Origin of the sequence: Sphingomonas naphthae (genome assembly GCF_028607085.1) — a bacterium.
In the GTDB taxonomy this organism is placed as follows: domain Bacteria; phylum Pseudomonadota; class Alphaproteobacteria; order Sphingomonadales; family Sphingomonadaceae; genus Sphingomonas_Q; species Sphingomonas_Q naphthae.
The window spans coordinates 3,388,713-3,400,457 of the sequence record NZ_CP117411.1 but is presented as its reverse complement, the minus strand read 5'-3'; the positions used below and the strand labels follow the sequence as shown (position 1 = coordinate 3,400,457).

Sequence of the window (11,745 nt, the reverse complement as noted above, 5' to 3'; positions counted from 1 at the left end):
CGCGGGCTTGATGCCGCCCCCTCGCCGGGGTTACTGCACCGCAACAGGGATGGGAATTCGGGATGGCGCGATGGGCGCTCAGGCTGGCTCTGGCGGGTATGTTGCTCGCCGCCGCGACGGGGGCGACACCGGCGCAGGAGCCGCGCGTCGTGCCCTATTGGGCGTCGATCGCCTCGGGCGACGCGCTGATGCGCACCGGCCCCGGCGCGAACTTCCCCGCCGTGTGGCGTTATCGCCGCGCCGACCTGCCGGTGAAGGTGCTCCAGATCCACGAGACCTGGCGCCGCGTGCAGGACCCGGACGGGGTGCAGGGCTGGATGGCGGCCGCCCTGCTCTCGAAACGCCGCACCGCGATCGTCATCGGCGAGGCGCGGCCGATGCTGGCCGAGCCGGAAAGCGGCGCGAAGGTCAGCTGGCGCGCGGAACCCGGCGTCGTCGGGCGGCTGTCGGACTGCAAGGACGGCTGGTGCGACTTCGACGTGAAGGGGAAGAAGGGCTTTATTCGCGTCGAGGGCCTGTGGGGCGTGGAGCCCAACGAAGCGGTGGATTGAGGCTGTGTGGATCCTCCCCTGCAAGGGGAGGTGGCATGGCGCGGACATGACGGAGGGGTGACCCGCCCTCGAGAGCGGGACACCCCTCCACCACCGGCTTCGCCGGCGGTCCCCCTCCCCGAGCAAAGCTCGGGGAGGAACCAGGATCACGCGAACAGCTTGGCCCAGGCGCGCTTGGCGCGGCCCTTCCAGTGGCCGCGGTGGTAGGCGTCGGACGCCAGCAGCGGGATGACCGATCCGGCTTCGGCGAACACCATCTGCTCGATGCCGGTGTTCACCTTACCCCAGCTCGCCGCTTCCTGAAGCGTGGAGGAGGAGCAGGCGCCGTCGCGCACGTCGGCGACGGTGATCTGCACCGCATATTTGTGCACCTCGACATCATCGTAGCCGAGGATCTCGGCGCAGACGACGGTGTCCTGAATGAAGTTCTTCGGCACGCCGCCGCCGATCATCAGCAGGCCCGAGGTGCCGCCCTTGATCTTGATGTCGGTCAGCTCGCGGAAGTCCGCGATCGAATCGATCGTGAGGTAGGGCTTGCCCGCCTTCATCGCATCCACCTGATGCTTCACCAGGCCGAAGCCCGCCGAAGAATCGGTGAAGGCCGGGCAGAAGATCGGCACGTCATGCTCGTAGGCGAGCTTGACGAGGCTGTTTTCCTTCTTGCCATGCTCGACCAGATATTTGCCCATCTCGCGGATGAAGGCGCGGCTCGAATAGGCCTTGGGCTCCAGCGTCTCGGCGATCTCGAAGATCGTGTGATCGACGTTCTGGAGATCCTCCTCGTCGATATAGGTGTCGTAGATGCGGTCGATCAGCAGCGAGCGCAGCGTATCGTCGTCCGGCACCTCGTTGGCCTGATAATGCTTGTGGCCGAGGCCCTCGAAGAAATCCATGTCGACGATCGAGGCGCCGGTGGCGACGATCGCGTCGACCATGCCGTTCTTCACCAGCTCGGCATAGGCATCCATGCAGCCGCCGGCCGAGGTGGAGCCCGCGATGACGAGGAAGATGGTGCAATCCTTGTCGGCCAGCATGTCGTTGTAGATGCGGGTCGCGCGCGCGAGATCGCGGCTGGTGAAGCTCATCTTGCCCATGGCGTCGATGATCGGCCGCGCGTCGAAGCTGGTGATGTCGACATGCTCGACTTGCGTGGAGAGCAGCTCCGCCTTGCGGGTGTCGTTGATGGTGGCTTCGGTCATGGGAGAACTCCCGTTGCAATGAACCGGCGTCGTTCGGTCGGGGACGCGGAAACCCTGAAGGTCGGCGAGACGGTCGTGGCCGCGCCGAAATCGGATGAATGGCCCTCACACCGTCCATCCCAAGGTAGCGGGCTACCCGGGATGAACGGTGTCAGAGTGGCTTGTGTCGGCCGAAGATTACAGCGTGACGACGTTCGACGGGCGGACGCGTTCCACCGGCACCTCGCCATAGGCCGAGGCCATCGGCTGGTCGCTCATCTCGACCACTTCGCCGGCGGTGAAGCCGTTGAAGCCGGTACGCATCGCGCAACCATAAGCGCCGAGCATACCGATCTCGATGAAATCGCCCGCCTGCGTATCCGCCGGCAGGTGGAACGGGCCGGCCATGCGATCCATGTCGTCGCACGTCGGGCCGTAGAAGCTGAACGGCAGCGTCTTGGCCGAGGAACCGCCGTCGCGCACCAGCTCGACCGGGAAACGCCAGTCGACGTGCGCCGCATCGAACAGCGCGCCATAGGCGCCGTCGTTGATGTACAGTTCGTCGCCCCGGCGCCGCTCGACGCGGACCAGCAGCGAGGCATATTCGGCGCACAACGCACGGCCCGGCTCGGCCCACAGCTCGGCCGAATAGCTGACCGGCAGGCTCTCGAACGCATCGTGGATCGCGTCGAAGAACGCCTCCAGCGGCGGTGGCACCATGCCCGGATAGATCGACGGGAAGCCCCCGCCGACGTCGATCACGTCGACGGTGACGGCCGCCTCGACGATCGCCTGACGAACGCGGCCCATCGCCTGCACATAGGCCTGCGGGCTCATGGCCTGGCTGCCGACGTGGAAGCAGATGCCGAGCGCGTCCGCCGCCTGGCGGGCACGGAACAGCAGCTCCTTCGATTCGGATGCCTCGACGCCGAACTTGGAGGCCAGGCTGAGCTTGGAATGATCCGACGACACGCGCAGCCGCACGCACAAGGTGAGATCCTCGGCGCCCTTGGTGGCGCGGACGATCTTTTCCAGCTCCTCGATCGAATCGAGCGAGAAGGTGCGGACGTTATGCTGGAAATAGGCCTCGGCGATGGCCTCCTCGGCCTTCACCGGGTGCATGAAGCACAGGGTCGCCTCGGGCAGGAGCCCCGCCACCAGACGGACCTCGGCGATCGAGGCCACGTCATAATGGGTGATGCCGCTATCCCACAGGATGCGGATCAGATCGGGCGAGGGATTCGCCTTCACGGCATAGAGCGACCGGCCCGGAAACTTCTCGACGAAGAATCGGGCGGCGGCGCGGGCCGCGTGCGGGCGAACGAGCGTGACCGGCTGAACGGGTCGGCCACGGGCAATCTCAAGAGCGGTATCGATCTTGACGGGGGTGGTCGCTACCCCCAGCGCGCTATCGTGCTTGTGCAATTCAAGGGACCTCCGATGCCACAGGCAAGCCCGCGGTCTTCTGTTACCGAAACACTGCCTTGCGGTGGAAGTCCCATGGGGCAGCGGGGGCGCGATATACGTTCGAGGTGCCCCCCTGTAAAGTTTCAATTCCGAGACAGTTTCCATCGTTTCGCAGCCGGTCGCCGAGGTGAGGAATGAATGCGATAAACCGCCAGAAACCGGCCCCTTCCACGGCCGGCGTGATCGCCGCCGCCGCGCGACTTGGCGGCGTCGCCAGCGTCACCCCGCTGCTGCCGCTGCCGGGTTGGCCGGGGGTGTGGCTGAAGGCCGAATCGCTCCAGCTGGGCGGGGCCTTCAAATTCCGGGGCGCCTACAACCGGCTGGTTCAGATCGCGCAGCCCGATCGGCCGCGCGGGGTGGTCGCCTTCTCGTCGGGCAATCATGCGCAGGGCGTCGCGCGGGCGGCGGCGATGCTGCGCATGCCGGCGGCGATCGTGATGCCGGCCGACGCCCCGGCGGTGAAGCGCGACGCCACCGCCGCGCTGGGCGCCGAGATCATCCCCTACGACCGCGAGACCGAAAGCCGCGAGGCGATCGCCGCCGCGCTGGCCGAGGCGCGCGGCGCGGTGCTGGTGCCCTCGTTCGACGATGTCGACGTGGTGGAGGGACAGGGCAGCGCGGGGATCGAGGCGGCGGCGCAGCTGGCGGCCCTGGGCGCGGGGCCGATCGGCCGGATCGTGACGCCCTGCGGCGGCGGCGGGCTGGCTTCCGGCCTCGCGCTGGCGGTCCCGGGGGCCGAGATGATCGTCGTCGAGCCCGAGGGGTGGGACGACATGGGCCGTTCGCTGGTGGCGGGCCATATCGTGCCGGTCGAGCCGGGCGCCCCCGCCACCGCCTGCGACGCGCTCCAGACGACGCGGGTGGCGGACATCACCTTCGGCGTGTTGCAGGCGGCCGGCGCGCGCGGCCTGTGGGTGAGCGAGGCCGAGGTACGGGCGGCGATCCGCCATGCCTTTGGCCTGGGGATGGTGGTGGAGCCCGGCGGCGCGGTGGCGCTGGCGGCGGTGCTGGCGGGCAAGGTGCCGGCGGACGGGACGGCGACGATGGTGATGCTGTCCGGCAGCAATATCGATCCGGCGGATCATGCGCGGGTAATGGCGGGGTGATCCGGCCAGTTGCCAAAAGCCTTCCCGTCACCCCGACTTGTTCCGGGGTCCACGTAGAAGCGATCGACACGCATACGGCTCACCCGCTGCGATGGGGGATCGGTGGCCCCCGGAACAAGTCCGGGGTGACGAAGAAGAGTGGGGTTTGGCTAAGTCGGCCCTTGGTCGCGCGCTAAGAGCCCGCGCCCGTCACCCGATCAGAATTTGAAGGCGGTGCCCACATAGACCGCCTGGCTGTCGCGCAGCGTATCCAGTTGCGGCGTATCGAGGCGGTCGCGCTGGAGGCGGTAGCGGACGCCGCCGGTCAGCTCGAGATTGCGGGTGAGCGAATAGGAGCCGCCCAGCCCGACCGAATAGACCTCGTCCTCGCCCAGCATGCGCGGGCGATCGCCGATGGCGCGATCGGCGCCCAGCTCGACGCGGGTGTTCCAGCGGTTGCCCGAATAGCTCAGGCCGATTTCGGCCGATTCGCGATTTTCGGGCAGGACGCTGCCTTGCAGGCGGGCGATGTCGCCGGAGAGCGCGAAGCGCTTCCAGCCAACCGCGACGCCCAGATTGTAGGCGCTCGGCGCGATCTGGATCGCGGCCATCGCCGTGCGAGCGGCCTCGTCGCGGCTCTGGCCGCGGGCGCGCACCGCGACGGTCACGGCGCGGCGGCTGGAGGAATTGCCCGATGGGGTGAAGCGGAACGTGCCCTCGACACCGTCATCCAGCTGCGCGCGCGAGAGCAGCGCCGCGCGGCGCGGATTGGCCGCCATCGGGCTCGACGTGCCGAAGCCGGTGAGGGTGACGGAGGAGACCGAGCGCAGCCGCGAAGCCGGCACGCGGGCATCGGCGGACGCCGCCGGCAGGGCGCACGACAAAGCAAGCGCCAGCGCCGCTCCCGTCATCCCCATCTGCCCGCGAATCGTCGTCATGATCGTTGTATCTTGTCCCTGTGTGGTGGCGATACAATGAAGGGGGTGCGAAGTTCCAGCGGTGCCGGCCACTTTCGCGTCCCCTGTTGCAACTTATCCACATCGCGGAGGCGCGTTTCGCCGCTCCGCTCTCCGCTTGCCGGGAGGGGCGGAGCTTCTATAACGGCGGCGGCCCCGTTCGGCCCGTACCCCTTGTTTCAGGAACCGTCGCGCATGATCCGCTCCGCCCGCCCCATCATCGGCCTCGTCCTTCTCGGCCTGCTCGCCGGTTGCGGCGGCGGCAGGGACAAGCAGCGGATCCAGGTAGCGACGCTCGCCGCGAGCAAGACCACCACGATCGGCGTCAACGCCTATCTGTGGCGCGCCACGCTCGACACGCTCAGCTTCATGCCGATCCAGCAGGTCGATTCGAACGGCGGCGTGATCGTGACCGACTGGTATGCCAATCCGGCGGTGCCGACCGAGCGGATGAAGCTGTCGGTCGCGATCCTCGACCAGGATCTGCGCGCCGATGCCGTGCGCGTCTCGGCGCAGCGCCAGGTGAGCCAGGCGGGAACGTGGATCGACGCGCCGGTGCAGGCGGCGACCGCGCAGAAGCTGGAGGATATCATCCTCTCCAAGGCCCGCGACCTGCGCCGCACCGCCGTCGGCGGCTGACACCCAAGGGTAGAGATTTCATGAGCGAGCGGTTCGACCACAAGGCGGCCGACGCGCACTGGCAGGCACGGTGGGAAGCCGAAGGCACTTTCCACGCGGACGACGCCAGCCCGCGCCCGAAGAGCTACGTCCTGGAGATGTTCCCCTATCCGTCGGGGCGCATCCACATGGGGCATGTCCGCAATTACACGATGGGCGACGTGCTGGCGCGCTATCGGCGGATGAAGGGGTTCGAGGTGCTGCACCCGATGGGGTGGGACGCCTTCGGCATGCCGGCCGAAAATGCCGCGATGGAAAAGGGCGTCCATCCGGGCGACTGGACCCGCGCCAACATCGCCGCGATGCGCACCGCGCTCAAGAAGATCGGCTTCGCGCTCGACTGGAGCCGCGAGCTGGCGACCTGCGAGCCGGATTATTACGGCCAGGAACAGGCGCTGTTCCTCGATCTGTACAAGGCGGGCCTCGTCTATCGCCGCGAATCGGCGGTGAACTGGGATCCGGTCGACATGACCGTGCTGGCCAACGAACAGGTGATCGACGGGCGCGGCTGGCGCTCCGGCGCGCTGGTCGAGAAGCGCAAGCTGAACCAGTGGTTCCTGAAGATCACCGATTTCGCCGACGAACTGCTGGAGGGGCTGAAGAGTCTCGACCAGTGGCCCGAGAAGGTGCGGACGATGCAGGAAAACTGGATCGGCCGGTCGAAAGGCCTGCGGTTCACGTTCAAGCTGGCGGCGCCGGAAGGCGAGATCGACGGCTTCGAGGTGTTCACCACCCGGCCCGACACGATCATGGGGGCCAGCTTCGCCGCCGTCGCGGCCGAGCATCCGATCGCCCGCGCCGTCGCCGCGCGCGATCCGCTGGCTGCCGCCTTCGTCGATGAATGTCGCCACTCGGGCACCGCCGCCGCCGAGGTGGAGACCGCCGAGAAGAAGGGCTTCGACACCGGCCTCCGGGTCCAGCATCCGCTGGTGCCCGATCGCACCCTGCCGCTGTTCATCGCGAATTTCGTGCTGATGGAATATGGCACCGGCGCGATCATGGCGGTGCCGGGCCACGACCAGCGCGATCTGGATTTCGCGCGCAAATATGCGCTGCCGGTGCCCCGCGTCGTCTCCCCCTCGCTCGACGAGGCGAACGCGCCGATCCAGGACGAGGCCTATACCGGCCCCGGCGTGATCGTGAACTCGGGCTTCCTCGACGGGATGTCGATCGAGGACGCCAAGGCCGCCGTCGCCGCGCGCGCCGATGCCGAGGGCTGGGGCGAGGGCACGACGGTGTACCGCCTGCGCGACTGGGGCGTCAGCCGCCAGCGTTACTGGGGTACGCCGATCCCGATCATCCATTGCGAGGCGTGCGGCCCGGTCGCGGTGCCGCAGGATCAGCTGCCGGTGGTGCTGCCCGAGGATGTCAGCTTCGACGTGCCGGGCAATCCGCTCGATCGCCATCCGACGTGGCGCCATGTCGATTGCCCGTCGTGCGGCGCCCCCGCCCGGCGCGAGACCGACACGCTCGACACGTTCGTGGATTCGAGCTGGTATTTCATCCGCTTCGCCAGCCAGCCGGCCGACCGGCCGTTCGACCGCGCGGTGGCGGAAAGCTGGATGCCGGTGGGGCAATATATCGGCGGGGTCGAACATGCGATCCTCCACCTGCTCTACGCCCGCTTCTGGACGCGCGCGCTGGAGCGGATCGGCAAGATTTCGATCAAGGAGCCGTTCACCGGCCTGTTCACGCAGGGGATGGTGACGCACGAGACCTACAAGGATCCCGCCGGCCAGTGGCTGGCGCCAGAGGATATCAGCGGCGGCAGGGTGATCGCGACCGGCGAGCCGGTGACGGTCGGCCGGGTCGAGAAGATGTCGAAATCGAAGAAGAATGTCGTCGATCCGCATGTGATCCTCGACCAGCATGGCGCGGACGCCGTGCGCTTCTTCATGCTCTCCGACAGCCCGCCCGAGCGCGACCTGCCGTGGAGCGTCGCCGGCATCGAGGGCTGCGCGCGCTTCACCGCGCGGGTCTGGAAGCTCACGCAGGCCCCGCGCGGTGCCGTGGGCGAGGACAAGGCGCTCGACCGCGAGACCCACCGCGCCATCGCCGGCATCGCCGCCGATATCGAGGCACTGTCGTTCAACAAGGCGGTCGCTAAGCTCTATGGGCTGGTCAACGCGATCGAGAAGGCCGCGCCCTCGGCCAGCCGCGAGGCGGCGATCCGCACGCTGCTGCTGCTCTCCTCGCCGATGATCCCGCACCTCGCCGAACAGGCGTGGGAGGATCGCGGCGAAGCGGGCCTGATCGCCAATGCGCCGTGGCCCGAACATGATCCGGCGCTGCTGGTGGACGACGAGGTGACCATCGCCATCCAGGTCAACGGCAAGCTGCGCGACACGCTGACCGCGCCCAAGGGCACCGACAAGCCCACGCTGGAGGCGCTGGCGATGGGATCGGACAAGGTGCTGCGCCTGCTGGAGGGCAAGACGCCGAAGAAGATCATCGTGGTGCCCGATCGTCTGGTAAACCTCGTCGCATGAAGCGACTCGCCGCCCTTGCCGCAATCTCCCTCGCCCTCACCGGCTGCGGCCTGCGCCCGCTCTATTCGGGCGGCTCGGCCAGCCCGGTGGCGCGGTCGCTGGCGGCGATCGAGGTGCAGTCGATGCCCAACCGCAACGGCTGGCTGATGAGCCATGCGCTGGCCGATCGCCTCCACCGGCCCGAGGGCGCGCCCGCGCGCTTCCGGCTGGAGATCGAGCTGGACGACAATATCCAGGGCTTCGGCGTGCGCGCCGACAGCGCCGTCACCCGCGAGCGGCGCACCCTGCGCGCGCGTTACCGGCTGGTCGATGCCGCGCGCGGGCAGGTGCTGCTCGACGCCACCGCCGGATCGGACGCGGGTCTCGACGTGGTGGGTTCCGAATATGCCACCATCGCCGCCGAACAGACGATCGAGGAGCGGCTGGTGACCGAGGTGGCCGACCAGATCGTGTCGCGCATCGCGCTCTACATGGAGCGCACCGGCTCCGATCAGGGCGGCGCCCCGGCCAACAAGTGAAGGCGACCCGCCCGCAGATCGAGCGCGCGCTCGATCGGGCGGATGCGGACGTCCGCCTGTTCCTGCTCTACGGCCCCGACGAATCGGGATCGGCGGCGCTAGCCGGGCGGCTGGCCAAGGCCGTCGGCGGCGGCGCGGAGCGGATCGACCTGACGGGCGGCGAATTGCGCGCCGACCCCGCCGCGCTGGCCGATCAGGCGGCGGCCATCTCGCTGTTCGGCGATCCGCGCTGGATCCGCGTCGAGAATGCCGGTGACGAGAGCCTGCCCGCCGTCGAGGCGCTGCTGGAGGCGTCGGCCGCCGGCAATCCGGTGGCGATGGTCGCGGGCAATCTGCGCAAGGATTCCAAGCTGCTCAAGCTGGCGCTGGCCAGCCCGGCGGTGCTGGTGTTCGCCAGCTACGCGCCCGAGGGGGCCGATGCCGATCGGCTGGCGCAGCAGATGGCGCGCGACGCCGGGCTGATGATCCGCCCCGACGTCGCCCAGCGGCTCGCCAAGGCCACCAACGGAGACCGCGCCTTGCTGGCGCAGGAGATCGAGAAGCTCGCGCTCTACGCCGATGCCGCGCCCGATCGGCCGGGCGAGATCGATCATGAGGCGCTCGACGATCTCGGCGCCGCGCTCGACGAGGGCGATCTCAGCCGGCTGGTCGGCGCGGTCCTGTCCGGCCGGCCCGCCGACGCCGATCGCGAAATGGCCCGGCTCGGCACCGAGGGCATCGCCGGCATCCCCGTCGCCCGCGCCTTGCTCCGCCGGCTGATGCTGCTCGGCGGCCTGCGCGCGCAGATGGCGAATGGCGAGACGCTGTCGGGCGTGATGGCGACATCGGGCAAGGCGATCTTCTGGAAGGAGAAGGACGAGGTGCAGGCGCAGCTGTCGCGCTGGACCCCGGAGGCGATCGCCCGCGCCATCGACCGGCTGGGCGCGGCCGAACGCCAGATCAAGGCGAGCGGCACGGTGGGCACGGTGCTGCTCGACGAGGAACTGATCGCCATCGCACGGCACGCGCAAAGGTTGCGATAAGAAACTGACAATCATGCCGCCTGAAAACGCAATCCAGGACATGATTTGTCACGGCCCCGTCCCAGCCGCTCACGCTTTCTCCGCCGGGTGAACCTCGGTGCGCCCGTCGCGCCGCAGCCGGAGATATGTCCCATGACCGACCGCCGCCATTTCCTCACCGGCGCCGCCGGCCTCGCCGCGCTGTCGGCGATGCCCGCCGCCGCCCGCGCGCCCGCCGGGCCGCTCCCCGCCAATGCCCCGGTCGAGGGCGGCCGCTTCCGCCCGGCAGGGCGGCTCGGCATGGGCGGCACGCAGGTCGGCAGCAATCACGTCGTCACCTCGCCCGAACAGGCGATGGGCGCGTTGCAGGCGGCGTGGGACGAGGGCGTGCGCTATTTCGACACCTCGCCCTGGTATGGCCTCGGCCTGTCCGAGCGGCGCTTCGGCACCTTCTTCGACGGCCGGGATCGCGACAGCTTCACGCTTTCCACCAAGGTCGGCCGGCTGCTGCGGCCCGATCAGGCGGTAGCGGGCACCAAGGTGGGCAATTGGGCCGAGGTGCCGCCCTTCCGCCACGTCTATGATTACAGCGCGGAGGGCACGCGCCGCTCGATCGAGGACAGCCTCCAGCGGCTCGGCGTCTCGCGGCTCGACATCGTCTTCATCCACGACGTGTCGCCCGACAATGCCGACATGGGGCCGCGCTGGAAGGACTATCTGGCACAGGCGATCAAGGGCGCCATGCCCGAGCTGACCCGGATGCGGAAGGAGGGGCTCATCAAGGCGTGGGGGCTGGGCGTCAACACGCTGGAGCCGGCGCTGGCGGCGTTCGAGGCGGCGGACCCGGACATCATCCTGTCCGCCACCCAATATTCGATCGTGAAGCATGAGGCGGCGCTCACCCGCCTGATGCCGGTGGCGGCGCGGCGCGGCGCGTCGATCGTGGTCGGCGCGCCGCTCAACGACGGCTTCCTCGCGGGCGGCGAGCGGTTCAACTACAAGCGCGAGGTGCCCACCGACATCCTCGATCGCCGCGCGCGGATCGCGGCGGTGGCGCAGCGCCACGGCACTGGTCTGCGCACCGCCGCGCTCCAGTTCGCCGCCGCCCATCCGGTGGTGTCGGCGATCATCCCCGGCGCGCGATCGGCGACGCAGGCCGCGCAGAATGCCGATTCGATGCGGACCGCCGTACCCGCCGCCTTCTGGGCCGATCTGAAGCGCGAGCGTCTGATCGCGGCCGAAGCGCCGGTTCCGGCCTGAGCACCAGGCGGGACTACCGCCCCCGCGCCGCCCGCACCCCGGCGTGGCGGCGCCGCGCCAGTTCCGCCTTCAGCACCTCGGGCCTTGGCGCCACGAGGAAGCCGAAGCTCACCGTGCCCTCCTTGGTCTCCACCACATGGTGCAGCCGGTGCGCCTGCACGATGCGCTTCATATAGGGGGAGCGCGGGACGTAGCGGTGGGCGAGACGCCGGTGGACGATCACGTCGTGGAAGCCGAAATAGATCGCGCCATAGGCCGCGATCCCCGCGCCGATCCAGGTGCAGCCCGGCCACCAGCCCAATTGCACCCCGCCCAGGATCAGCACGAACGACGGCACCGCGAAGATCACCGCGTAGAGATCGTTCAGCTCCCAGTTTCCGGTGCGCGGGGCATGGTGGCTGGCGTGGAGGAACCAGCCCGGCCCGTGCATCACCCAGCGGTGCGCGGCATAGGCGAACGCCTCCATGCCGGCGATGGTGGCGAGACATAAAAGAACGGCGAACGGCCACGACATGCCACGCCCATAACCGGCGGCCCGCGCCGCACCAAGGTGCTATTGCGT

Annotated in this window: 11 protein-coding genes; 7 read left to right on the top strand and 4 right to left on the bottom strand. The window is 69.0% G+C overall.

Translation table 11 applies throughout. The features are described 5' to 3' along the window. Window positions 1-62: 62 nt before the first annotated feature. Window positions 63-551, top strand: a complete 489-nt coding sequence (locus PQ455_RS16360; protein WP_273687202.1) for an SH3 domain-containing protein — start codon at window positions 63-65, stop codon at window positions 549-551. Between the two features lie 146 nt (window positions 552-697). On the opposite strand, the gene PQ455_RS16355 is transcribed toward PQ455_RS16360, so the two are convergent. Both PQ455_RS16355 and PQ455_RS16350 read right to left on the bottom strand, forming a co-directional pair. Then, the gene (locus PQ455_RS16355) at window positions 698-1,750 is read right to left on the bottom strand and encodes a 1,9-bis(guanidino)-5-aza-nonane synthase (protein WP_273687200.1); all 1,053 of its coding nucleotides are present in this window, start codon (window positions 1,748-1,750) and stop codon (window positions 698-700) included. Between the two features lie 177 nt (window positions 1,751-1,927). After that, a complete protein-coding gene (locus tag PQ455_RS16350) occupies window positions 1,928-3,154 on the bottom strand; it encodes a type III PLP-dependent enzyme (protein WP_273687199.1) in 1,227 nt (408 codons plus the stop codon). A gap of 176 nt (window positions 3,155-3,330) precedes the next feature. On the opposite strand from PQ455_RS16350, the gene PQ455_RS16345 reads away from it, so the two are divergent. Beyond that, complete coding sequence (locus PQ455_RS16345; RefSeq protein ID WP_273687197.1) at window positions 3,331-4,302, top strand: threonine ammonia-lyase; 972 nt, start codon at window positions 3,331-3,333, stop codon at window positions 4,300-4,302. Between the two features lie 197 nt (window positions 4,303-4,499). Here PQ455_RS16345 and PQ455_RS16340 read toward each other — a convergent pair whose 3' ends face one another. Next, the gene (locus PQ455_RS16340; RefSeq protein WP_273687195.1) at window positions 4,500-5,219 is read right to left on the bottom strand and encodes a porin; all 720 of its coding nucleotides are present in this window, start codon (window positions 5,217-5,219) and stop codon (window positions 4,500-4,502) included. Window positions 5,220-5,432: 213 nt separating this feature from the next. Here PQ455_RS16340 and PQ455_RS16335 point away from each other — a divergent pair, with 213 nt between their 5' ends. The 5 genes from PQ455_RS16335 (at window position 5,433) to PQ455_RS16315 (ending at window position 11,183) form a co-directional block, all read left to right on the top strand. After that, on the top strand, window positions 5,433-5,876 hold the full coding sequence (locus tag PQ455_RS16335) for a DUF3576 domain-containing protein (RefSeq protein WP_273687193.1): 444 nt from the start codon (window positions 5,433-5,435) through the stop codon (window positions 5,874-5,876). Between the two features lie 20 nt (window positions 5,877-5,896). Next, window positions 5,897-8,404 (top strand): leucine--tRNA ligase, encoded by a 2,508-nt coding sequence (gene leuS, locus PQ455_RS16330; RefSeq protein WP_273687192.1) that lies wholly within the window; start codon window positions 5,897-5,899, stop codon window positions 8,402-8,404. After that, window positions 8,401-8,922 (top strand): LPS assembly lipoprotein LptE, encoded by a 522-nt coding sequence (gene lptE / locus PQ455_RS16325; RefSeq protein WP_273687191.1) that lies wholly within the window; start codon window positions 8,401-8,403, stop codon window positions 8,920-8,922. Before leuS ends, lptE begins: the two co-directional genes overlap by 4 nt. Next, complete coding sequence (holA, locus tag PQ455_RS16320; protein ID WP_273687189.1) at window positions 8,919-9,944, top strand: DNA polymerase III subunit delta; 1,026 nt, start codon at window positions 8,919-8,921, stop codon at window positions 9,942-9,944. Before lptE ends, holA begins: the two co-directional genes overlap by 4 nt. A 132-nt stretch (window positions 9,945-10,076) precedes the next feature. Beyond that, a complete protein-coding gene (locus PQ455_RS16315; protein WP_273687188.1) occupies window positions 10,077-11,183 on the top strand; it encodes an aldo/keto reductase in 1,107 nt (368 codons plus the stop codon). 13 nt (window positions 11,184-11,196) lie between these two features. Here the strand turns inward: PQ455_RS16315 and PQ455_RS16310 are convergent, their stop codons facing one another. Further along, the gene (locus PQ455_RS16310; RefSeq protein WP_273687187.1) at window positions 11,197-11,697 is read right to left on the bottom strand and encodes a sterol desaturase family protein; all 501 of its coding nucleotides are present in this window, start codon (window positions 11,695-11,697) and stop codon (window positions 11,197-11,199) included. Between the last annotated feature and the right edge of the window lie 48 nt (window positions 11,698-11,745).

What these genes read in the sequence shown, in the direction of transcription:
- PQ455_RS16335 (WP_273687193.1), top strand. Translation starts at nt 5,433, where the DNA reads ATGATCCGCTCCGCCCGCCCCATCATCGGCCTCGTCCTTCTCGGCCTG.
- PQ455_RS16315 (WP_273687188.1), top strand. Translation starts at nt 10,077, where the DNA reads ATGACCGACCGCCGCCATTTCCTCACCGGCGCCGCCGGCCTCGCCGCG.
- PQ455_RS16355 (WP_273687200.1), bottom strand. Translation starts at nt 1,750, where the DNA reads ATGACCGAAGCCACCATCAACGACACCCGCAAGGCGGAGCTGCTCTCC.
- PQ455_RS16345 (WP_273687197.1), top strand. Translation starts at nt 3,331, where the DNA reads ATGAATGCGATAAACCGCCAGAAACCGGCCCCTTCCACGGCCGGCGTG.
- PQ455_RS16340 (WP_273687195.1), bottom strand. Translation starts at nt 5,219, where the DNA reads ATGACGACGATTCGCGGGCAGATGGGGATGACGGGAGCGGCGCTGGCG.
- PQ455_RS16310 (WP_273687187.1), bottom strand. Translation starts at nt 11,697, where the DNA reads ATGTCGTGGCCGTTCGCCGTTCTTTTATGTCTCGCCACCATCGCCGGC.
- lptE (WP_273687191.1), top strand. Translation starts at nt 8,401, where the DNA reads ATGAAGCGACTCGCCGCCCTTGCCGCAATCTCCCTCGCCCTCACCGGC.
- leuS (WP_273687192.1), top strand. Translation starts at nt 5,897, where the DNA reads ATGAGCGAGCGGTTCGACCACAAGGCGGCCGACGCGCACTGGCAGGCA.
- PQ455_RS16360 (WP_273687202.1), top strand. Translation starts at nt 63, where the DNA reads ATGGCGCGATGGGCGCTCAGGCTGGCTCTGGCGGGTATGTTGCTCGCC.